Genomic DNA, 21376 nt, shown 5'->3' with positions numbered 1-21376 from the left:
AGGAGACAACGCCATGCGTCGCGACACCTTCCTCAAATCCCTGGCCGCTCTGGCCGCCGCGGGCGCACTGCCCAACGCCGCCTGGGCCAGCGCCAACATCAAGATGATGATCCCCGCCAACCCCGGCGGCGGCTGGGACGGCACCGGCCGCGCGCTCGGCGACGCGCTGCGCGACGCGGGCGTGGCCTCGTCGGTGACCTTCGAGAACAAGGGCGGTGCGGCCGGCGCGATCGGCCTGGCCCAGTTCTACAACGCCAGCAAGGGCGACCCGAACGCGCTGATGGTGATGGGCGCCGTGATGCTCGGCGGCATCATCACCGGCAAGCCGCCGGTGTCGATCACCCAGGTCACGCCGATCGCGCGCCTGACCACCGAATACAACGTGTTCGTGCTGCCGGCCGAGTCGCCGCTCAAGACCATGAAGGACGTGGTCGAGCAGCTCAAGAAAGACCCGGGCAGCGTGAAGTGGGGCGGCGGTTCGCGCGGCGCCACCGAGCACATCGCCGCGGCGCAGATCGCGCAGGCCGTGGGCGTGCCCGCCGCCAAGATCAACTACGTGCCCTTCCGCGGGGGCGGTGAGGCCGTGGCGGCCATCCTGGGTGGCAACGTCACCGTGGGCGGCAGCGGCTACAGCGAGTTCCAGCCCTACATCGAGAGCGGCAAGATGCGCGCCATCGCCGTGACCTCGGGCAAGCGCCTGGACGGCATCAACGTGCCCACGCTGAAAGAGCAGGGCATCGACGTGGAGATCGGCAACTGGCGCGGCGTGTACGGCGCGGCCGGCATCACCCCCGCGCAACGCGACGCGCTGGTGGCCATGGTCACCAAGGCCACGCAGAGCAAGTCGTGGCAGGAAGCGCTCAAGAAGAACGGCTGGACGCCCGCGCTGCTGACCGGCAAGGCCTTCGAGGAATTCGTCGACCGCGACTTCTCTTCGCTGCGCGCCACCATGGTCCGCGCCGGCATGGTCTGACGGACGCACGGCGATGAGCGAGACGCAGCAAGCCGCCCCGTCGCGCACGGGGCAGGTGGCGATCGGCCTGGGTGCCATCGGCGTGGCCGCGGTGCTCGCCGTGGGCGCCTGGCAGATCCCGTCCGACGCGGGTTATGCGGGCGTCGGCCCCAACTTCATCCCCTGGCTGATGTGCGGCCTGATGGCGGTGTGCGGCACGCTGCTCGTCGTGCAGGCGCTGCGCGGCGGCTGGAAGGACGTGGAGCCGCCCTCGGGCGCCGACCGCGCCGACTGGCCCGCCCTGCTGTGGGTGTGCGCCGGCGTGATCGCCAATGCCTCGCTCATCACCACCATCGGCTTCGTGCTCAGCTGCACGCTGTGCTACGCGCTGGCCGTGCGCGGCCTGCGCCAGAGCGAGGGCAAGCCCGCCGGCGGGCCGAAGACGACCGGGGTCGACTTCATCACCGGCGTGCTCATCGCCGCACCCGTGTACTGGGTGTTCACCAAGGTGCTGGCGGTGAACCTGCCCGGCATCAGTGCCAGCGGCTGGATCTGACACCGAGGCCTTCATGAGCGACATCCTCCACAACCTGCTCCAGGGCTTCGCCACCGCGGGCACGCCCATCAACCTGCTGTGGGCGCTGGCCGGCTGCGCGCTGGGCACGGCCATCGGCGTGCTGCCGGGCCTGGGCCCCGCGGTGACCGTGGCCATGCTGCTGCCCATCACCTCGCAGGTCGAACCCACGGCCTCGATGATCTTCTTCGCGGGCATCTACTACGGCGCGATGTACGGCGGCTCGACCACCTCCATCCTGCTCAACACGCCGGGCGAGACCGGCACCATGGTGACCGCGCTCGAAGGCTTCAAGATGGCCAAGAACGGCCGCGCGGGCGCCGCGCTCGCCACCGCGGCCATCGGCTCCTTCGTGGCCGGCACCATCGCCACGGTGCTCGTCACGCTGTTCGCGCCCGTGCTCGCCGAGTTCGCGGTGCGCCTGGGGCCGCCCGAGTACTTCTGCCTCATGCTGCTGGCCTTCACCACGGTGAGCGCGGTGCTGGGCAAGAGCGCGCTGCGCGGCCTGACCTCGCTGTTCCTGGGCCTGTCGCTGGGCCTGGTGGGCATCGACCAGATCACCGGCCAGGTGCGCTACACCGCGGGCATCCTCGAATTCATGGACGGCCTCGAGGTGGTGCTGGTGGCCGTGGGCCTGTTCGCGGTGACCGAGGCGCTCTACAACGCCGCCTACGAAGGCCGCATGGAAGCCAGCATGAACCGCCTGACCAAGGTGCACATGACCGGCAACGAATGGCGCCGCTCCTGGCCCGCCTGGCTGCGCGGCACGGCCATCGGTTTCCCCTTCGGCACCATTCCCGCGGGCGGCACCGAGATCCCGACCTTCCTGAGCTACGCCACCGAGCGCAAGCTCGCCGATCCCGAGGCGAAGAAGAGCTTCGGCACCACGGGCGCCATCGAAGGCGTGGCCGGCCCCGAGGCCGCGAACAACGCGGCCGTCACCGGCACGCTGGTGCCGCTGCTCACGCTGGGCATTCCCACCTCGGTGACCGCGGCCATCCTGCTGTCGGCGCTGCAGAACTACGGCATCAACGCGGGCCCGCAGCTGTTCCAGACCTCATCCACCCTGGTGTGGGCGCTGATCGCCTCGCTCTACATCGGCAACGTGATGCTGCTGGTGCTCAACCTGCCCATGGTGGGCCTGTGGGTGAAGCTGCTCAAGATCCCGCGGCCGCAGCTCTACGCGGGCATCACCATTTTTGCCACGGTGGGCGTGTACGGCATGCGCCAGAGCGCGTTCGACCTGTACCTGATGCTGGGCATTGCGCTGCTGGGCCTGTTGATGCGCCGCTTCGACTTCCCCGCCGCGCCGGTGATCGTGGGCCTGATCCTGGGCCCGCTGGCCGAGGCGCAGATGCGCAACGCGCTGTCCATCGGCGAAGGCAGCTGGCGCGTGTTCATCGAACGCCCGATGTCGCTGGGCCTGCTGATCGTGGTGGTGATGGTGCTGCTGCTGCCGCGCATCGTGGCCTACGTGCAGCGAGGGCGCGAAGCCCCGGCGTCGGCCTGAACGCCGCTTCTGATGATGGATTGAAGCCTTCCCCCGCCGGGGAAGGCTTTTTGTTCTTTCGGCTTACATTTTTTGCCCATCACATTCTTGAGGCAGAAGGTGCATGAAATCGGCCAACCACTGGATCGCCGAAGGGGGCCGATGGGTCTTGTGCTACGTCCTTGGCTGGCTGATGGTGTTCGCGGGAACGGCACTGTCCCTCTACATGTGGGCGGCACCGTTCGAGCACTGGGATGAGATGCTGTCGTTGCTGTTCTGGCAATCGTTCATCCCCGCGGCCCCCGTGTGCGTGATCCTCCGCGCATCCTGTTGGCGGCGTCGCTTCTGGCATTGATTCAGAGCGTTTTTCTCAGGAGAGGGTGACGATGGATGCCAGTGAATACGTGGCCACGACGCTGATGGCCACTGCGGTCGCGAGTTACCTGACCGATCTTTTCCGGTTCAGGAAAGCGACGAGGCGGAGCTGGCTTTGCCTGTTGCTCACCATGTGCTTTCTGTCGACCACGAAACTCATGCAAAGCGGATGGGCCATCACCCTGGGCACCGTCTCGAGCGTGGGGTCGACGGTGTGTTTCTTCTTCAGTGCTTTCGCGCACTTCCGGTCTGACAACAAGCCTGAGAAAAAGCCGTGACTCAGCCCACTTCCCCAGCCACGCGCGCAGGCAAGGCCAGCCGCACCAGCCCCCAGGCCCGGCCCATGAACAGGCCGGTGAAGCTCCCGTAGAGCCCGGCCACGGTGAGCGCGAAGGCGGCGTCGTTCGCCTGTTGCGGCGCCATGGCGAGTTCCACGCCCACGCCGTACTTCACGAGAAAGATGCCCAGGATCAGCAGCAGCGGCAACGCGCTGCCGGGCAGGCGGTAGCGGCGCTGCACCGGGTCGAAGCGGGCGGTGCTGCGGCGCTGCGCCATCAGCGCGAAGGCCGCGGCCGCGGCAATGAGCCCGGTGAGCGCGGCGGCGGGCGCGTGCGGGGAATGGCCCAGCGCCGACCAGGTGCCGAACACCGAGAACAGCGCCATGGCCGCGGGCAGTGCCGCCACCCGCGTGAGGCTGGCGCTGCGCGCGCGCAGCTGGCTCAGGCCCAGCGCGAGCAGGGCGGCGAACAGGCCCCAGACCCAGGGCGGGGTCTGGCGCACGATGGGGCCGATGGCCTCGGGGTGGGTGGCGAGCAGTTGCAGCAGCATGGCGGTCTCCGGTGGTTGGGCGATGCCGCACTGTGCGCGGCGCCCCCGCGGGCGGCCACCGGCTTGCGACGAAACACCGCGCGCGCGCCGCGAAACCGCGCGCGGGCGGTGCGCTCAGTCCGACAGGCCGAGCGCGATGGTGCCGAAGGCGCCGTAGTCGGCCACCACCCGGTCGCCGGGCTCGATCGCCAGCGGCACCATGCAGGTGCCGCACGAGGCCCAGTCGCCCTCGCGCAGGCCGATGCCCAGTGCCGAGAGTTCGTTGGCGAGCCAGGTGAGCGCGGTGCGCGGATCGCCGAGCAGGGCGCGGCCTTCGCCGTCGCGCGCGTACCGCAGGCTGCCGTCGGCGCGGCTCACCGTGGCGTGCACGCGGTGGGCGGCGAGGTCGGCGCTGCGCCAGGCCTCGGGCGCGGCCGGGCCGAAGGCGAAGCGGCCGCAGCAGGCGTCGTCGGCGATCAGTTGGGCCTGGCCTGCGCGCGCGAAATCGGCAAAGCGCGAATCGGGCACTTCAAAGGCCGGGTGCAGCGAGGCCACGGCCGCGAGCACCTCGTGCGCCGTGTAGGGCGCGGCGCGTGGCGGCAGGTCGGCGCCCAGGCGGAACGCGAACTCGGGCTCGACCACGCGCATGCGGTTGCCCGCGAGCGTGAGCGTGGCGCCCACGGGGTGCACGAAGCTTTCGAGGATGCGCCCCGGCAGCGGGCCGTCGACCTGGATGTGGGCCTGGCCCGCGGCGCTGGTGGCCGCGATCTTCCAGCCCACCACACGCTGGCCGGCCACCGCGGGCAGCGCGGCCTGCACGGCGTGGCCGGCCGCGGCGTCGGCCGGGCGCAGCGCGGGGGGCAGGGCGTCGAGGGCGGTGCCGGCCTGGCGGTGGGACCAGAGCAGGCGGGCAGCGGCCGGGGCGTCGAAGGTTTCAGGGGCAGACATGGCGTTTCCAGGGTTGGGCGCGCCATGTTGCCAGAGGCCGCTCAGTCCTTGCGAGGCGTGGGCGTGTCGGGCGGGTTGCGGGGCGGCTCTGGCTGCGGCCGCGGCTGCGCAGGCTGCGCCAGGGCCAGCAGCCGCTGCTGCAAGCCTTGCTGTTGCAGCAGGCGCAGCTGGCTTTCAAGATCCTGGTTCTCGGCCTGCAGGCGCTCGATCTCGTTCAGGTGGTACTGGGTGGCGGTGTGGGCCTGCAACGAGTCCTCGTGCATGTCCGCGAGATGCATCAGCTCTTGCTCGATCACCAGGGCCTGCTCGGGCGGCAGCCCGCCGAGTTGGTTGCTGAGCCTCAGCCGCTCTTGCGCGATCTGATCGATCAGTTCGTCGAGCGACATGTCGTCGAAGCCTTCTTCCAGGCCCTCGGGCGCCTCGTCGGGGTGGGCCAGCGTGGCCGATGGCTGCCCGGCGGCGGGGACGTTGCGGTTGGGGGTGGGGCTGGGCGAAGGCGAGTGGCTGCGGGATCTTTGGATCATGTTGAAAGCAGGGGTGAAGACACGGGGCGATGCGCTGCGGCCGGCCAGGGGCCCGCTGCACGCCCGGCCTGGGTGGCGCACCCGCGGCCCGGGTTGCCCCCGTGAAGGCTTCGTCACGCGGGCCGTGTCTGTATACCCACCCCGGGTACCATGCCGCCCATGACCCGCGACGACCGCCTGCCCCGCGACGCGCAGAGCATCCTCGAGCTCGCTGCGCGTTCCATGTTCGACCTTTTCGCCAACGCCAGCGAAGGCATGCTGCTGGTGGACCGCGACGCGCGCGTGGTGTGGATCAACGACCAGTACCGCCGCTTCCTGCCCGCGCTGGGCTTCGAGCGCGAAGAGGACTTCGTGGGCCAGCCCGTGAGCAACGTGGTGCACAACACGCAGATGCACCGCGTGCTGGCCACGGGCAAGCCGATCCTGATCGACCTGCTCGACAACCGCGCCGGCACCTTCGTGGTCACGCGCATTCCGCTGCGCGACGACCAGGGCGAGGTGATCGGCGTGCTGGGCATCGTGCTGTTCGACCACCCCGAGACCACGCTGCAGCCGCTGATCACCAAGTTCGCGCGGCTCGAACACGACCTGAAGGAAGCGCAGCGCCAGCTCGCCACGCAGCGGCGCAGCAAGTACACCTTCGCGAGCTTCGTGGGCACCAGCCCGGCCGCGGTGGAGGTGAAGCGCCAGGCGCGGCGCGCGGCGCAGTCGACCAGCCCGGTGCTGCTGCTGGGCGAGACCGGCACCGGCAAGGAGTTGCTGGCGCATGCCATCCACGCGGCCTCGCCGCGCGCGGGCAAGGCCTTCGTGGGCGTGAACATGGCGGCGGTGCCCGAGTCGCTGCTCGAGGCCGAGTTCTTCGGCGTGGCGCCCGGCGCCTACACCGGCGCCGACCGCAAGGGCCGCGACGGCAAGTTCCGGATCGCCGACGGCGGCACGCTGTTCCTCGACGAGCTCGGCGACATGCCCATGGCCATGCAGGTGAAGCTGCTGCGCGCGCTGCAAGAGGGCGAGATCGAGCCGCTGGGCTCGAACCAGCTGGTGCGCTGCGACGTGCGCGTGGTGGCCGCGACCTCGCGCGACCTGCCGCAGCTCGTGCGCGAAGGGCGCTTCCGCGAAGACCTGTATTACCGCCTCAACGTGCTGCCGATCCGCGTGCCACCGCTGCGCGAGCGGCGCAGCGACATCCCGCAGCTGATCGAGGCGCTGTGCGAGGACATCGCCGCGCGCGGCGGCGGTGCGCCCATGGACATCGGCCCGCAGGCCCAGGCCCTGCTCGCCGCGCAGACCTGGCGCGGCAACATCCGCGAATTGCGCAACGTGCTGGAGCAGCTCGCGCTGCGCACCGACGACGCGCTCATCACCGCCGACGACGTGGACGCCATCCTGCGCGAGGCCGGCCTGCCCGCGCTCGCGCCGCTCGAGGCCGCGCCCGCCAGTGCGCCCGCGGGCGCCGAAGACCTGCGCCCGCTGCCCGAGCAGATCGCCGAGCTCGAGCAGCGCGCCATCGCCGCCGCGCTCGCGCGCACCGGCGGCAACCGCACGGCCGCGGCGCGGCTGCTGGGCATCTCGCGCGCGAGCCTGTACGACCGGCTCGCGGCCTTGCCCGGACTGTCTGAAATCCAGACGGCCGACTGAAATTCAGACGCTTGCGGGTTTCGGGGCGTCTGACGTTCAGACGATCGTCGCCGCGGCGACGGCGCGCCTCCTTGTGAATCAAGCACTTGCGCGGCTGGCACGGCCTGTGCAAAAGGGGTGCACGGCGCGCCGCGCCGCGACCCACCCACAAGGAGACAGCCCATGTTCCACGCCACCCGCCGCCTGGCGGTGATCGCCCTGGCCTGCACCGCCAGCCTGGCCTTTGCCCAGTCCAGCAAGAGCGAGATCCGCATCGCCCACATCCACAGCAAGACCGGCCCGCTCGAGGCCTATGCCAAGCAGACCCACACGGGCCTGATGATGGGCCTGAAGTACGCCACCGGCGGCACCATGATGGTGGGCGGCAAGAAGATCGTGGTGATCGAGAAGGACGATCAGGGCAAGCCCGATGTGGGCAAGAGCCTGCTGGCCGCGGCCTATGCCGACGACAAGGCCGACATCGCCATCGGCCCCACCGCCTCGCCGGTGGCGCTGGCCATGCTCCCCGTGGCCGAGGAGTACCGCAAGATCCTGCTGGTGGAGCCCGCCGTGGCCGACTCCATCACCGGCGACAAGTGGAACAAGTACATCTTCCGCACCGGCCGCAACAGCAGCCAGGACGCCGCCGCCAACGCCGTGGCCCTGGACGCGCCGAACAACGTGATCGGTGTGCTCGCCAACGACAACGCCTTCGGCCGCGACGCCGTGAAGGCGTCCAAGGACTTCACCAAGAAGGCCAAGATCGTGCACGAGGAGTACCTGCCCGTGGGCACGACGGACTTCACCGCCGGTCTGCTGCGCCTGGTCGACAAGCTCAAGGACCAGCCGGGCAACAAGTACATCTCGGTGGTGTGGTCGGGTGCGCCCACGCCCTTCGCCAAGATCGCCGAGATGGAGCTGGACAAGCGCTACGGCATCAAGCTCGCCACGGGCGGCAACATCCTGCCGGCCATGGTGGCCTACAAGCAGTTCCCGGGCATGGAGGGCGCGCTGTACTACTACTTCGGCATCCCCAAGAACCCGATCAACGAACACATGGTGGCCGAGCACTACCGCGAGTTCAAGCAGCCGCCCGACTTCTTCACGGCCGGCGGCTTCAGCGCCGCGATGGCCGTGGTGACCGCGCTCAAGAAGACCAACGGTGACACCAACACCGACAAGCTCATCCAGACCATGGAGGGCATGAGCTTCGACACGCCCAAGGGCACCATGACCTTCCGCAAGGAAGACCACCAGGCCCTGCAGAGCATGTACCACTTCAGGATCAAGGCCGACCCGGCCTTCGCCTGGGGCGTCCCCGAGCTGGTCCGCGAGATCAAGCCCGAGGACATGAACATTCCCATCCGGAACAAACGCTGACCCTGGCGGGCGCCCCGCGCGGGGCGCCCGAACCCCCATGCTGCAAACCTCTAACCTCACGGTCCGCTTCGGCGGGCACGTGGCGGTGAATGCTGTGTCCTGCGCGTTCGAGCCGGGCACGCTCACCGCCATCGTCGGCCCCAATGGCGCGGGCAAGACCACCTACTTCAACCTGATCTCGGGGCAGATCAAGGCCACGGCCGGCTCGGTCACGCTCGACGGGCGCGAGCTCACGAAGCTGCCCGCGCCGCTGCGCACCCGCGCCGGCCTGGGGCGGGCGTTCCAGCTCACCAACCTGTTTCCGCAGCTGAGCGTGCGCGAGAACGTGCGCATGGCGGTGCAGGCGCGTGCGGGCGCGGGGCTGGATTTCTTTCGCGTCTGGAGCGACCGCAAGGACCTGATCGAACAGGCCGACCGCATCCTCGAGACCGTGGCCCTGATCGACAAGGCCGAGGCGCGCGCCGCGAGCCTGCCGCACGGCGACCAGCGCAAGCTCGAGGTCGGCATCCTCATGGCGCTCGACCCCAAGGTCTACATGTTCGACGAGCCCACCGCGGGCATGAGCGTGGACGAGGTGCCCGTGATCCTCAACCTGATCCGCCAGCTCAAGCAGGACCGCAGCAAGACCATCCTGCTGGTGGAGCACAAGATGGACGTGGTGCGCGAGCTCTCCGACCGCATCATCGTGCTGCACAACGGCGAGCTCGTGGCCGACGGCGAACCCGAGGCGGTGATCGCGTCGCCCGTCGTTCAGCAGGCCTACCTCGGCGTGAACCCCGAAGAAGCGGTGGCGGCATGAGCGAACCCCTGCTGAAACTCGAGGGTGTGCACACGCACATCGGGGCGTACCACATCCTGCACGGCGTGGACCTGGCGGTGCCGGCGAACGAACTCACCATGCTGCTGGGCCGCAACGGCGCGGGCAAGACCACCACGCTGCGCACCATCATGGGCCTGTGGAAGGCCAGCCAGGGCCGCATCACGCTGGCCGGGCAGGACATCTCCGCGCGCGCCACGCCCGACATCGCGCAGAGCGGCGTGGCCTACGTGCCCGAGAACATGGGCATCTTCTCCGACCTCAGCGTGAAGGAGAACATGCTGCTGGCCGCGCGCGGCGCGCGCACGCTCGACGACGTGGACACGAAGCGCCTCGAGTGGATCTTCGACATGTTCCCCGCGATGAAGAAGTTCTGGCTGCACCCCGCGGGCAAGCTCTCGGGCGGGCAGAAGCAGATGCTCGCGGTTTCGCGCGCCATCGTCGAGCCGCGCCAGCTGCTGCTGATCGACGAGCCCAGCAAGGGCCTGGCGCCGGCCATCATCCAGAACATGATCGCGGCCTTCAAGGCGCTCAAGGCCGCGCAGACCACCATCCTGCTCGTCGAGCAGAACTTCAACTTCGCGCGCCAGCTCGGCGACCACGTGGCCGTGATGGACGACGGCCGCGTGGTGCACAGCGGCGCGATGGCCGAACTGGCCGAGGACACGGCGCTGCAGGCGCGCCTGCTCGGCCTCTCGCTCGGAGCGCATCAATGAGTTTCCTCAAAGACTTCGACTGGCGCCCCGTCGCCCTGGTGCCGCTGCTGGCCGCGCTCGCGCTGCCCGCGGTGGGCAGTCCCTCGACCTGGCTCACGCTCACGGTGGCGGGCCTGGCCATGGGGCTGATCGTGTTCATCATCGCCTCGGGCCTCACCCTGGTGTTCGGCCTGATGGACGTGCTCAACTTCGGCCACGGCGTGTTCATCGCGCTCGGCGCCTTCGTGGCGGTGAGCGTGTTCGGCGGCCTCAACGCCTACGCCATCGCCGACAGCTTCTGGCTCAACCTGGTGGCGCTGGTGCCGGCCATGCTCGCGGCCATGGCGGTGGCGGGCGCGCTGGGCCTGGTGTTCGAGCGCGTGATCGTGCGGCCCGTGTACGGCCAGCACCTCAAGCAGATCCTCATCACCATGGGCGGCATGATCATCGGCGAGGAGCTGATCAAGGTCATCTGGGGCCCGGGCCAGCTCGCGCTGCCGCTGCCCGAAACCCTGCGCGGCAGCTTCCTGATCGGCGACGCCTCGATCGAGAAGTACCGCCTGCTCGCGGTGGCCGTGGGCCTGGCGGTGTTCGCCGCCATGGTGTGGACGCTCAACCGCACCAAGGTCGGCCTGCTGATCCGCGCCGGCGTGCAGGACCGCGAGATGGTCGAGTCGCTGGGCTACCGCATCCACCGCCTGTTCGTGGGCGTGTTCGTGGCGGGCAGCGCGCTCGCGGGCCTGGGCGGCGTGATGTGGGGCCTGTACCAGCAGACCGTGCTGCCGCAGATGGGCGCTCAGGTCAACGTGCTGATCTTCATCGTCATCATCATCGGCGGCCTGGGCTCCACGCTCGGCGCGCTGGTGGGCGCATTGCTGGTGGGCCTGATGGCCAACTACACCGGCTTTCTCGCGCCCAAGGTGGCGCTGTTCTCCAACATCGCGCTGATGGTCGCGATCCTGTTGTGGCGGCCGCAGGGTGTGTACCCGGTCGCGAACCGCTGAGAGGAACACCCGCCGTGTTGTCCCGTCTGCTCTCCCACGACCTGCCGCGCAGCCGCCCGCTGGCGGTGCTGCTCGCGCTGCTGGTGCTGGGCCTGGCCTTCGCGCCCTTCCTGTTTCCGGGCGTGAAGGCGCTCAACGTGGCCGCTAAGGTGCTGATCTTCATCGCCCTGGTGGTCAGCTTCGACCTGCTGCTCGGCTACACCGGCATCGTGAGCTTCGCGCACACCATGTTCTTCGGCATCGGCGCCTACGGCATCGCCATCTCGGCCACCGCGCTCGGCCCCACCTGGTGGGCGCTGATCGTGGGCGCGCTCGGGGCCCTGGTGCTGTCGCTGCTGCTGTCGCTGCTGATCGGCCTGTTTTCGCTGCGGGTGCGCGCGATCTTCTTCGCCATGATCACGCTCGCCGTGGCCTCGGCCTTCCTCACGCTGGCCTCGCAGCTCTCGGACATCACCGGCGGTGAAGACGGCCTGACCTTCCGCCTGCCCGAGCTGCTCTCGCCCGGCTTCGCGCTGATGGAAGACGACTTCCAGGGCCCGTTCGGCCCGGTGGCGCTCAACGGCCGCTTCATCACCTACTACCTGCTGTTCGTGTGCGTCACGGCCATGTTCCTGGTGATGCTGCGCATCGTGAACTCGCCCTTCGGCCGCGTGCTGCAGGCGATCCGCGAAAACGACTTCCGCGCCGAGGCCCTGGGCTATCGCACGGTGGTGTACCGCACGCTCTCCAACGTGATCGCCGCCTCGTTCGCCACGCTCGCGGGCTGCCTGCTGGCGCTCTGGCTGCGCTACAACGGGCCCGACACCTCGCTGTCCTTCGAGATCATGCTGGACATCCTGCTGATCGTGGTCATCGGCGGCATGGGCACGCTCTACGGCGCGATCATCGGCAGCGTGGTGTTTCTGGTGGCGCAGAGCTACCTGCAGGACCTGCTGCGCTGGGCCGGTGCGCTCACCGAAGGCGTGCCGCTGCTGCCCGCCCTGCTCACGCCCGACCGCTGGCTGCTCTGGCTCGGCCTGCTGTTCGTGCTCTCGGTCTACCACTTCCCCACCGGCGTGGTGGGCAAGCTGCGCGAGCGCGCATCGCTCAAAGGCACGAAGGAGGGCGCATGAACCTCGCCACCCCCGAACCGCGTTCGCGTTACCTCGTCTGCGAGGGCCGCGAGATCCACTTCACCGACTGGGTGCCCGCGCAGGCCGGCGGCCCGGTGGTGATCGCCTGGCACGGCCTGGCGCGCACCGGGCGCGACATGGACCCGCTGGCCGCGCACCTGTGCGCCCAGGGCTGGCGCGTGATCTGCCCCGACACGCTCGGACGCGGCCTGTCGCAGTGGAGCCCCAAGCCGCAGGAAGAGTACTGCCTGTCGTTCTACGCGCGGCTGGCGCGTTCGCTGGTGGACCAGCTCGGCCTGCAGCGTTTCCACTGGGTGGGCACGTCCATGGGCGGGGCGATCGGCATGGTGTGCGCGGCCGGGCCGCTGCAGGGCCGCATCGAGCGCCTGGTGCTCAACGACATCGGGCCGCAACTGGCCGCGCCCGCGGTGGCGCGCATCCGCGCCTACGCCGGCAACCCACCGGCCTTCGGCACGGTGCACGAGCTCGAGCAGTTCTTCCGCACCGTCTACAAGCCCTATGGCTACCTGCCCGACGCGCAGTGGCGCCAGCTCACCGAGAGCTCGCTGCGCCGCCTGCCCGACGGCCGCGTGACGCCGCACTACGACCCGGCCATGGTGCAGCAGTTCGAGCACCACCCGCAGGACTACGAGCTCTGGCCCACCTTCGACCGCATCGAGGTGCCGGTGCTGTGCCTGCGCGGCGCGGAGTCCGACCTGCTGCTGGCCGACACCGCCGAGGCCATGCGCGACCGCGGGCCGCGCGCGCTGGTGGTGACCATTCCGGGCTGTGGCCACGCGCCCGCGCTCAACGTGCCCGACCAGTTCGATCTGGTGCAGCGGTTCCTGAGCGGGCACTGAATCCGCGCGCGCGCCCGCGCGCGTTCAGCGGATGTCCAGCGGCGCGAAGGACTTCACCAGATCGTCCACCGCCTTCACCTGCGCGAGGAAGGGCTCGAGCTTGTCGAGCGGCAGCGCGCTCGGGCCGTCGCACTTCGCGCGGTCCGGGTCGGGGTGGGCTTCAAGGAACAGGCCGCCCAGGCCCACAGCCATGCCGGCGCGCGCGAGGTCGACCACCTGCTGGCGCCGCCCGCCCGAGGCCGCGCCGCCCGCCTCGCGCTGCTGCAGCGCGTGCGTCACGTCGAAGATGATGGGCAGGTTGCCGGTGGTGCGCTTCATCACGCCGAAACCCAGCATGTCGACCACGAGGTTGTCGTAGCCGAAGCTCGCGCCGCGCTCGCACAGCAGCACCTGCGCATTGCCCGCCTCGCGGAATTTTTCGACGATGTGCACCACCTGCGAGGGGCTCAGGAACTGCGGCTTCTTGATGTTCACCACGCGCCCGGTTTGGGCCATGGCCACCACCAGATCGGTCTGGCGCGCGAGGAAGGCGGGGAGCTGGATCACGTCGGCCACCGCGGCCACGGGCTCGGCCTGCCAGGGCTCGTGCAGGTCGGTGATCACGGGCACGCCGAAGCGCTCCTTGACCGCGCGCAGGATCTTCAGGCCATCGTCGAGGCCCGGGCCGCGGTACGAGTGGATGGACGAGCGGTTGGCCTTGTCGAAGCTGGCCTTGAACACGTAGGGGATGCCCAGGCGCTGCGTGACCTGCACGTAGTGCTCGCAGACCTGCAGCGCCAGGTCCATGGACTCGAGCACGTTCATGCCGCCGAAGAGCACGAAGGGCAGGTCGTTGGCGCAGCGGACGGTGGGGGTGATGGCGATGGTGGTCATGGGGCGGTCGGCAAAGGGGCGAGGGCCCGGCGGCAGCGGCGGGCAGGCGCGTATTGTCGTGCGAGTTGCCTCGGTCGCCCGGGTCGCCCGGGTCGCCCGGGTCGCCCGGGTCGCGCGGCCCGCGAGCCTCAGGCCAGCGGCAGGCACAGGCTGGCCCGCAGGCCGCGCCCGTGCTCGTCGGCATCGAGCCGCAGCGTGCTGCCCAGCAATTGCGCATAGCGCGCCACGATCGACAGGCCCAGCCCCGCACCCACGCGCTCGCCGCTGCGTTCGCCGCCCTGCGACCAGCGCTTGACCAGCTCGCCGCGCGCCGCCGGGTCCATGCCCGGGCCGTCGTCCGCCACCGCGAGCGTGCAGTGCCCTGCGGCGCGGTCCGCGTCGAGCTCGATGGTGAGCGTGGTGCCGCCGTGGCGCAGCGCGTTGTCGATCAGGTTGTCCAGGATGCCCTCGATCAGCACCGCGTCGGCCATCACGTACACCTCGTCGGCGCCGTCGTCGAGGCCGCGCGCGCCCAGGTCCACGCCCTGCGCGTCGGCGCGGTCGAGGTGGCGCAGCACCGCCTGGCCCACGAGCGGTGCGAGCGCCAGCCGCTGCGGCTTGAGTGCGAGCGCGGCTTCGTCGGCGCGCGCGAGGTCGAGCAACTGGTGCACCAGCCGGCCCGCGCGCTCGGCGCTGTGCGCGATCTGGCGCAACTGCTCGCGCGTGGCCGCGGCGTCGGGATGCGCCAGGCCGTAGTCGGCCAGTGCGCGGATGCGCGCGAGCGGGGTGCGCAGCTCGTGCGCCACGTTGCCCGCGAACTCGTGCTGGGCGTGCACGCTGCGACCCAGGCGGTCGAACAGGTCGTTGACGGCATGGCTCAGGTGTTCGATCTCGCGCGTGGACGGCGCGATCGCCACCGGCGTGAGGTCCTTGGCGTCGCGGTGCGCGAGCGTGGCCTGCAGCCGGCCCAGCGGCGCGAGGTCGCGCGAGATGCTGCGCCAGATCGCCAGGGCCAGCAGGCCCAGCAGCAGCAGCAGGGGCAGGGCGCCGTACAGGAGCAGCTGGTGCAGCAGCTCGTTGCGCACACGCGTGGTGTGCGCCATCACCACGTGCAGCGCCTGATCGCCGACTTCGTGGCGCAGCACCACGCCACGCACCACGCGGCCGTCGTGCAACGCATTGCCGTAGCGAAAGCTCTGGCCCGGCAAGGGCGGGCGCAACGCGGGCAGCGGTGTGCCCGTGAGCGTGGAGCCGTCGGGCCGCAGCACCGCGTAGTGCACGAACTCGGCCTGGTCGAACAGGGCGGCTTCGAGCTCGCCCGGCGAGAGCTGCAGCGCCACTGTGCCATCGGGCTGGGCCTGCAGGTGCGAGGCGATTGCGTAGGCGTCGTCGAGCAGTGCGCGGTCGAAGGCGCGCTCGGTGAAGTGGCTGGCCACGCCCAGCGTGGCCACGGTGCCGATCAGCCAGCTCAGGGCCAGGGGCAGCATCACGTGCCGCCACAGGCGCGCGCGCAACGAGGGCGCGGGCGTGCGGTTCATGGCGCCTCGGGTTCGACGCGGTAGCCGATGCCGCGCAGCGTGCGGATCGCCGCGCCGCTGCCCGCGAGCTTTTTGCGCAGGCGCGAGATGAAGGCCTCGAGCGCGTTGTCGGCCAGCGCTTCGTCGAAGTCCGAGAGCTTGTCGGACAGCTCGCGTTTGCTCACCGCGCGGCCCGGCGGGCTCATGAGCTCCCACAGCACCTCGAACTCGCGCGCGGGCAGGTCCAGCGGCTGGCCCGACACGCTGAACTGGCGTGCGCGCCGGTCGAGCTCGAGCGCGCCGAGGCGGGTGAGGTCGTCGCTGCCGGTGGCGCGGCGCACCAGGGCGCGCAGCCGGGCCTCCACCTCCGCGAGGTCGAAGGGCTTGCCCAGGTAGTCGTCGGCGCCGCTGTCGAGGCCGGCGATGCGCTCTTCGGTGCGGTTGCGTGCGGTCAGCACCAGCACGGGGGTGCGGTCGCCGCGCGAGCGCGCCTCGCGCAGCACGGCCAGGCCGTTGCCCATGGGGCTGCCGGTGTGCGGCCGCTGCGGCAGGTTGAGGTCGAGCAGCACCGCGTCGAAGGGCTGCACGCGCCACAGGTGGGCGGCGGTTTGCGCGCTGGCCGCTTCGTCCACCCGGTGCCCGGCATCGGCCAGGCTGCGCGCGATCACCTCGCGCAGCACCGCATCGTCTTCCACCAACAGGATCCGCATCGGTCCGAGGCTAGCAGACGGCCGTGGTGGCGCCCTCAATCGGCCGCGGCCTGCAGCGCGGCGAGCTGCCGCCTGGCGCGCAGGTTGCCGCGCAGCGTCGACCACAAGGCCCACAGCAGCAGCGCCGCCGTCATGGCCAGCAGCGTGGCGCTGATGGGGCGCTCGATGAACACCATCGGGTCACCGCGCGAGATCAGCATGGCGCGACGCAGGTACTCCTCCATCAGCGGGCCCAGGATGTAGCCCAGCAGCAGCGGCGCGGGCTCGAAGCGCAGCACCATGAGCAGGTAGCCCATGACGCCCAGTGCGGTCACGAGGTAGATGTCGAAGCCGTTGTTGTTGACGCTGTACACGCCCAGGGCCACGAACACCAGGATCGCCGGGTACATCCACGCGAACGGGATGCGCAGCAGCGCGACCCACAGGCCGATGGTGGGCAGGTTGAGGATCACCAGCATGATGTTGCCGATCGCGAAGCTCACCACCAGGCCCCAGAACAGCGCGGGCTGCTCGCTGATGAGCATGGGGCCGGGCTGGATGCCGTGGATGATCAGCGCGCCCAGCATCACGGCCATCACCGCGTCACCGGGGATGCCCAGCGACAGCGAGGGCACGAAGGCGGTCTGCGCGGCCGCGTTGTTGGCGGATTCGGGCGCGGTGATGCCCTCGATGGCGCCTTTGCCGAAACGGCTGGGGTCGTGCGCCACCTTCTTCTCGATGGCGTAGGCCATGAAGGCCGCGATCGACGGCCCCACACCGGGCAGCGCGCCCAGCGCCGAGCCCAGCGCCGAGCCGCGGGCCATGGGCTTGACCGTGGCCCTGAACTCCTCGCGCGAAGGCGCCATGGAGCGCAGCGAGATCTTCTCGATCTTGCGGTTGGCGTCGGCCGACTTGATGCAGCGCACCACCTCGGCGATGCCGAACAGGCCCATGGCCAGCGCCACGAGGTTGATGCCGTCGGTGAGTTCGGGCACGTCGAAGGCGAAGCGCGCCACGCCGGAATTGATGTCGGTGCCGACCATGCCCAGCAGCAGGCCGAACACCATCATGGCCAGGCCTTTCGGCGCCGATCCCGAACTCACCGAGGACGCGGCGACCAGGCCCAGCAGCATCATCGAGCAGAACTCCGCGGGGCCGAATTTCAGGCCCACCTCGGCGATCACGGGCGAGAACAGCGTGAGCAGCACCAGGCCCGACATCGCGCCCGCCAGCGAGGCGATGGTGGTGACGAACAGTGCCACGCCGGCCTTGCCGTTGCGCGCCATCGGGTAGCCGTCGATGCAGGTCACGGCCGACGAGGGCGTGCCCGGCAGGTTCAGCAGGATGGAGGCGGTGGAGCCGCCGTACTGCGCGCCGTAGTACACGCCCGCGAGCATGATGATCGCTGCCGTGGGCGGGATGTGGTACGACAGCGGCAGCAGCAGCGAGATCGCCGCGAGCGCGCCGATGCCCGGCAGCACGCCGACCACGGTGCCCAGAAAGACACCGAGGAAACAGTAGAGCAGGTTGATGGGATCGGCCGCGACCTGCAGACCGAACCAGAGGTTGTTGAGCAATTCCATGGCAGGGTTCTCGCTGGGGCGGGCTCAGGGGCTCCAGGGCCAGATCGGCAGCACCATCTGCAGGCCGATCGGGAAGATCAGCGTGGTGAGCAGCGCCACCACCGCGCAGACCGTGAGCCGCGTGCGCCACGCCATGGCCGTGGGCGTGAGCGAGATCAGCGCGGTGGTGAACGAGGCCAGGACCACGCCGAGCCCGTGCAGCGTGAACGCGAAGACCAGCAGGCTCAGCACGCACCAGAACAGGCTGCCCCATTCCACGGCAATGGCGCTGCCGCGGCGCCACCAGGCGGGCAGGGCCACCAGCAGGCCGAGCGCGGCCAGCGTCCAGCCCAGCACCACCGGGAAGTAGCCCGGGCCCATGCGGGCCGTGCTGCCGAAGTCGTAGGCGCTGCCGTGCAGCGCAAAGAAAAGGCCGATGGCGGTCATCAGACCGCCGCCGACCAGGTCGTGGGTGTCGCGGGTGATTTTCATGGCCGCGAGCCTAGGTGCCGGTGCCTGACCGGAACCTGATCGCTCAGCGGCGCGCGCCCTGGGCGATTGCGCGTTGGCGGCTGTCCTCGAGCGCCTGGGCGGTCACGGGCTCGCGCGTGGGCCAGCCCTGCAGGTGCTGCTCGGCGATGTCGGTGAGCGCCTGGATCCACTCGGGCCGGTCGTTGAGGCAGGCGATGTACTCGAAGCGCTCGCCGCCGGCCTGGGTGAAGGCCGCGCGCGCTTCCATGTCGATCTCTTCGAGCGTTTCGATGCAGTCGCCCGTGAAGCCCGGGCAGATCAGCTGCACGCTTTTCACGCCCTGCTGCGCCATGGCCACCAGCGTGGGTTCGGTGTAGGGCTCGAGCCACTTGGCCTTGCCGAAGCGGCTCTGGAAGGTCACGCGGTAGCCCTTGGCGTCCAGGCCCAGGGCCTGCGCGAGCAGGCGGCCGGTCTTGAGGCACTCGCAGTGGTAGGGGTCGCCCAGGTGCAGGGTGCGTTCGGGCACGCCGTGAAAACTCATCACCAGCTGTTCGGCCTGGCCGTGGGCCTGCCAGTGCGCGCGCACCGAGCGCGCGAGCGCGGCGATGTAGCCCGGGTGGTCGTGGTAGCGGTTCACGAAGCGCAGCTCGGGCACGTGGCGCTGGCGGGCGCTCCAGGCCGTCACGGCGTCGATCACGCTCGCGCTGGTGGTGCCGCTGTACTGCGGGTAGGCCGGCAGCAGCAGGATGCGCGTGGCGCCCTCGGCCTTGAGCGCGTCGAGCACCGAAGCGATCGAGGGGTTGCCGTAGCGCATGGCGTAACGCACCTGCACCTGGTGGCCGCGCTCGCCCAGGTACCCGCCGAGCAGCTTGGCCTGCTTCTCGGTCCAGACCTTGAGCGGCGAGCCCTCGGGCGTCCAGATGCTCGCGTACTTGGCGGCCGACTTGGCCGGCCGCACGCGCAGGATCACGCCGTGCAGGATGGGCAGCCAGACCAGGCGCGGGATCTCGACCACCCGCGGATCGGACAGGAACTCGCCCAGGTAGCGGCGCAGCGCGGGCGCGGTGGGTTCGTCGGGGGTGCCCAGGTTGCACAGCAGCACGGCGGTGCGGGCCGGGCTGCCGTGGGCGTATGGGGGTTCGGGCGCAAACGTCGGGGAGGGCATGCGCTATTCTCCCGCACGCATGAACAAGACCCCGAGCCCGACCCACGAGCCCCTGCGATCCGCTGTGCTTCAGGCCCTGGATGCGGGCCGCATCAAGGCCATCAGCCTCGACCTGGACGACACGCTGTGGCCGATCTGGCCCACCATCGAACGCGCCGAGGCCGCGCTGGCCGCCTGGCTGCGCGAGCACGCCCCCGCCACCGCGGTGCTCGCGGGCAACCCGCAGGCGCTGCGCGAGGCGCGCCACTACCTGCAGATCAAGCGGCCCGACCTCTCCAACGACCTGAGCGCGCTGCGCCGCGAGTCGATCCGTTTCGTGCTGCTCAAGGCCGGTGACGACCCCGAGCTCGCCGAAGAAGCCTTCGAGGTGTTCTTCGAGGCGCGCCACCGCGTCGAGCTGTTCGACGACGCGCTGCCCGCGCTCGAATGGCTGGCCGGCCGCTACCCGGTGGTGGCGCTGTCCAACGGCAACGCCGACGTGCACCGCGTGGGCCTGGGTCAGCACTTCCACCACAGCATCAGCGCGCGCGAGTTCGGCGTGGGCAAGCCCGACGCGCGCATCTTCCACGCCGCGGCCGAGGCCGCGGGCGTGCGCCCCGGCGAGGTGCTGCACGTGGGCGACGACGCCCAGCTCGACGCGCTCGGCGGCCTGATCGCGGGCCTGCAGGTGGCCTGGGTCAACCGCGACGGCCGCGAGTGGGAACACGCCCCGCTGCAGCCGCACCTGACCGTGCCCGACCTCATGAGCCTGTGCAACCAGCTGGCCTGACCCTGCACGGCATCGCCGCCTCGCGCGCGCTGCGCCCGCTGTGGGCCGCGACCGAGCTCGGCCTGGCCTTCACGCACGTGCCCACGCCCTACCTGGGCGGTGCCACGCGCACGCCCGAGCACCTGGCGCTCAACCCCAACGGCCACATCCCGGTGCTGGTGGACGCGCGCCCCGAGGGCGAGGTGGTGGTGTGGGAGAGCATGGCCTGCGCGCTCTACCTCGCGCGCGTGCACGGCGTGGCCGATGGCCAGGGCATTGCACCCGCCAGCCCGCGCGAAGAGGCCGAGGCCTTGCGCTGGAGCTTCTGGGCCGTCAACGAATGCGAGGCCGACGCGCTCACCGTGCTCGCGCACCGCGTGGCCATGCCCGAGCCGCGCCGCAAGCCTGCGCTGGCCGACGCCGCCGAGCGCCGGCTCGCGGTGCCGCTGCGCGTGATCGAGGCACACCTGCAGCGCCAGCAGGCCGCCGGCCAGCAACACCTCGCGGCGCAGCGCTTCACCATCGCCGACCTGTGCGTGGCCAGCGTGCTGCTGTGGGCGCGGGCCTCGGGCCCGCTCATGGCCGAGCACCCGCTCACGCACGCCTGGCTCAAGGCCTGCCTGGCGCGGCCCGCGTACCGCGCGGTCAAAACCAGGTATTGAGCCCGATCCGGCGCCGGGCCGCCCCAAGCCGGATCAGCCCCCTCGGGGGGCAGCGACCCGCGCAGCGGCGGAGCGTGGGGGCTGGATGCCTAGAACCCCCAGACCAGGCGGCGCGAAACCCAGCCCGTCTCGCCGCTCGCGCGCTCCACACGCACCCAGTCGCGGCGCTTCTCGAGCGTCTTGAGCAGCTCGCCGCGCGCCATCTGCGCGACCACCGCGCTCGACGTGCTGGGCGCGCTGCGCAGGTTCAGGGTCGGGCTCTTGACGATGTGGTGCGGTGCCTTGCCGGTCATCGAGCGCGCGACCCAGCCGGTGTCGCCCTCGAAGTCCTTCACCGCGAGCCAGCTGCCGCGCCGCCCGGTCACCTCCAGCGGGTAGCCGCGCTGCAGTTCCCAGAGCACGGTGCTGTCCAGCGTGGGGGCCTCGCGCATGTTCACCGTGCTGCCGCTGATGCTGACCATGGTCTGGGCGTTGGCGCCCGCGAGCGCCGCGAGCGACAGGGACAGGGCGATGAAGCCGCGGGAAAAGGGTCGTGCAACGGTGGCAGCCGCCATGG

At 70.5% G+C, this 21376-nt stretch carries 24 protein-coding genes; 14 read left to right on the top strand and 10 right to left on the bottom strand.

All coding sequences use genetic code 11. The features are described from left to right. Positions 1-13 precede the first annotated feature (13 nt). The 5 genes from WDZ95_RS12220 to WDZ95_RS12200 all read left to right on the top strand — a co-directional run bounded on the left by WDZ95_RS12220 (position 14) and on the right by WDZ95_RS12200 (position 3668). Positions 14-973: a Bug family tripartite tricarboxylate transporter substrate binding protein gene (locus tag WDZ95_RS12220; protein WP_425778756.1), complete on the top strand. Its 960-nt coding sequence runs from the start codon at positions 14-16 to the stop codon at positions 971-973. A 13-nt stretch (positions 974-986) separates the two neighbouring features. Beyond that, a complete protein-coding gene (locus WDZ95_RS12215) occupies positions 987-1508 on the top strand; it encodes a tripartite tricarboxylate transporter TctB family protein (protein ID WP_425778754.1) in 522 nt (173 codons plus the stop codon). 13 nt (positions 1509-1521) lie between these two features. After that, positions 1522-3036 carry a tripartite tricarboxylate transporter permease gene (locus WDZ95_RS12210; RefSeq protein WP_425778752.1) on the top strand — a complete coding sequence of 505 codons (1515 nt, stop codon included), beginning with the start codon at positions 1522-1524 and terminating at the stop codon, positions 3034-3036. 103 nt (positions 3037-3139) lie between these two features. Beyond that, a complete protein-coding gene (locus tag WDZ95_RS12205; protein WP_425778750.1) occupies positions 3140-3370 on the top strand; it encodes a hypothetical protein in 231 nt (76 codons plus the stop codon). A gap of 31 nt (positions 3371-3401) precedes the next feature. Further along, complete coding sequence (locus tag WDZ95_RS12200; protein ID WP_425778748.1) at positions 3402-3668, top strand: hypothetical protein; 267 nt, start codon at positions 3402-3404, stop codon at positions 3666-3668. 1 nt (position 3669) lies between these two features. On the opposite strand, the gene WDZ95_RS12195 is transcribed toward WDZ95_RS12200, so the two are convergent. The 3 genes from WDZ95_RS12195 to WDZ95_RS12185 form a co-directional block, all read right to left on the bottom strand. Further along, entirely contained in the window at positions 3670-4218 is a 549-nt protein-coding gene (locus WDZ95_RS12195; RefSeq protein WP_425778747.1) for a DUF6622 family protein, read from the bottom strand. 114 nt (positions 4219-4332) lie between these two features. Continuing rightward, the gene (locus WDZ95_RS12190; RefSeq protein ID WP_425778745.1) at positions 4333-5145 is read right to left on the bottom strand and encodes a 2-keto-4-pentenoate hydratase; all 813 of its coding nucleotides are present in this window, start codon (positions 5143-5145) and stop codon (positions 4333-4335) included. 41 nt (positions 5146-5186) lie between these two features. Then, positions 5187-5669 (bottom strand): hypothetical protein, encoded by a 483-nt coding sequence (locus WDZ95_RS12185; RefSeq protein WP_425778743.1) that lies wholly within the window; start codon positions 5667-5669, stop codon positions 5187-5189. A 150-nt stretch (positions 5670-5819) separates the two neighbouring features. Between WDZ95_RS12185 and WDZ95_RS12180 the strand changes: the two genes are divergently transcribed. The 7 genes from WDZ95_RS12180 (at position 5820) to WDZ95_RS12150 (ending at position 13154) form a co-directional block, all read left to right on the top strand. Beyond that, positions 5820-7307 carry a sigma-54 interaction domain-containing protein gene (locus tag WDZ95_RS12180; RefSeq protein WP_425778741.1) on the top strand — a complete coding sequence of 496 codons (1488 nt, stop codon included), beginning with the start codon at positions 5820-5822 and terminating at the stop codon, positions 7305-7307. Positions 7308-7469: 162 nt separating this feature from the next. After that, positions 7470-8666 (top strand): substrate-binding domain-containing protein, encoded by a 1197-nt coding sequence (locus WDZ95_RS12175; protein WP_425778739.1) that lies wholly within the window; start codon positions 7470-7472, stop codon positions 8664-8666. 37 nt (positions 8667-8703) lie between these two features. After that, positions 8704-9465, top strand: coding sequence for an ABC transporter ATP-binding protein (locus WDZ95_RS12170; RefSeq protein ID WP_425778737.1), 762 nt, complete (start codon positions 8704-8706; stop codon positions 9463-9465). Further along, entirely contained in the window at positions 9462-10199 is a 738-nt protein-coding gene (locus tag WDZ95_RS12165) for an ABC transporter ATP-binding protein (RefSeq protein WP_425778736.1), read from the top strand. Before WDZ95_RS12170 ends, WDZ95_RS12165 begins: the two co-directional genes overlap by 4 nt. Then, positions 10196-11182, top strand: a complete 987-nt coding sequence (locus WDZ95_RS12160) for a branched-chain amino acid ABC transporter permease (RefSeq protein WP_287468223.1) — start codon at positions 10196-10198, stop codon at positions 11180-11182. The genes WDZ95_RS12165 and WDZ95_RS12160 overlap by 4 nt, the downstream gene beginning before the upstream one ends. Before the next feature lie 14 nt (positions 11183-11196). Further along, positions 11197-12294 (top strand): branched-chain amino acid ABC transporter permease, encoded by a 1098-nt coding sequence (locus WDZ95_RS12155; RefSeq protein ID WP_425778734.1) that lies wholly within the window; start codon positions 11197-11199, stop codon positions 12292-12294. After that, positions 12291-13154, top strand: coding sequence for an alpha/beta fold hydrolase (locus WDZ95_RS12150; RefSeq protein WP_166225207.1), 864 nt, complete (start codon positions 12291-12293; stop codon positions 13152-13154). The genes WDZ95_RS12155 and WDZ95_RS12150 overlap by 4 nt, the downstream gene beginning before the upstream one ends. Before the next feature lie 24 nt (positions 13155-13178). Here WDZ95_RS12150 and kdsA read toward each other — a convergent pair whose 3' ends face one another. From kdsA to hemH, 6 genes are all read right to left on the bottom strand, one after another. Beyond that, positions 13179-14027: a 3-deoxy-8-phosphooctulonate synthase gene (kdsA, locus tag WDZ95_RS12145; protein WP_425778731.1), complete on the bottom strand. Its 849-nt coding sequence runs from the start codon at positions 14025-14027 to the stop codon at positions 13179-13181. Between the two features lie 128 nt (positions 14028-14155). Further along, positions 14156-15544 (bottom strand): sensor histidine kinase, encoded by a 1389-nt coding sequence (locus tag WDZ95_RS12140; RefSeq protein WP_425778729.1) that lies wholly within the window; start codon positions 15542-15544, stop codon positions 14156-14158. Continuing rightward, complete coding sequence (locus tag WDZ95_RS12135; RefSeq protein ID WP_425778727.1) at positions 15541-16233, bottom strand: response regulator transcription factor; 693 nt, start codon at positions 16231-16233, stop codon at positions 15541-15543. Before WDZ95_RS12135 ends, WDZ95_RS12140 begins: the two co-directional genes overlap by 4 nt. A gap of 35 nt (positions 16234-16268) precedes the next feature. Beyond that, the gene (locus WDZ95_RS12130) at positions 16269-17795 is read right to left on the bottom strand and encodes a tripartite tricarboxylate transporter permease (RefSeq protein WP_425778725.1); all 1527 of its coding nucleotides are present in this window, start codon (positions 17793-17795) and stop codon (positions 16269-16271) included. Between the two features lie 24 nt (positions 17796-17819). After that, the gene (locus WDZ95_RS12125; RefSeq protein ID WP_425778723.1) at positions 17820-18266 is read right to left on the bottom strand and encodes a tripartite tricarboxylate transporter TctB family protein; all 447 of its coding nucleotides are present in this window, start codon (positions 18264-18266) and stop codon (positions 17820-17822) included. A gap of 43 nt (positions 18267-18309) precedes the next feature. Then, positions 18310-19410, bottom strand: a complete 1101-nt coding sequence (gene hemH, locus WDZ95_RS12120) for a ferrochelatase (RefSeq protein WP_425778722.1) — start codon at positions 19408-19410, stop codon at positions 18310-18312. Positions 19411-19429: 19 nt separating this feature from the next. Here hemH and WDZ95_RS12115 point away from each other — a divergent pair, with 19 nt between their 5' ends. Both WDZ95_RS12115 and WDZ95_RS12110 read left to right on the top strand, forming a co-directional pair. Further along, entirely contained in the window at positions 19430-20179 is a 750-nt protein-coding gene (locus tag WDZ95_RS12115) for an HAD family hydrolase (RefSeq protein ID WP_425778720.1), read from the top strand. Continuing rightward, entirely contained in the window at positions 20161-20820 is a 660-nt protein-coding gene (locus WDZ95_RS12110) for a glutathione S-transferase family protein (protein ID WP_425778718.1), read from the top strand. The genes WDZ95_RS12115 and WDZ95_RS12110 overlap by 19 nt, the downstream gene beginning before the upstream one ends. Positions 20821-20909: 89 nt before the next feature. Here WDZ95_RS12110 and WDZ95_RS12105 read toward each other — a convergent pair whose 3' ends face one another. Continuing rightward, on the bottom strand, positions 20910-21374 hold the full coding sequence (locus WDZ95_RS12105) for an SH3 domain-containing protein (protein WP_425778716.1): 465 nt from the start codon (positions 21372-21374) through the stop codon (positions 20910-20912). Positions 21375-21376 lie beyond the last annotated feature (2 nt).

It is taken from the genome of Hydrogenophaga sp. T2, assembly GCF_049843535.1.
Taxonomy (GTDB): domain Bacteria; phylum Pseudomonadota; class Gammaproteobacteria; order Burkholderiales; family Burkholderiaceae_C; genus Hydrogenophaga; species Hydrogenophaga crocea.
Note: the sequence above shows the minus strand (reverse complement) of the source record. Positions and strands in the feature narration are given on the sequence as shown.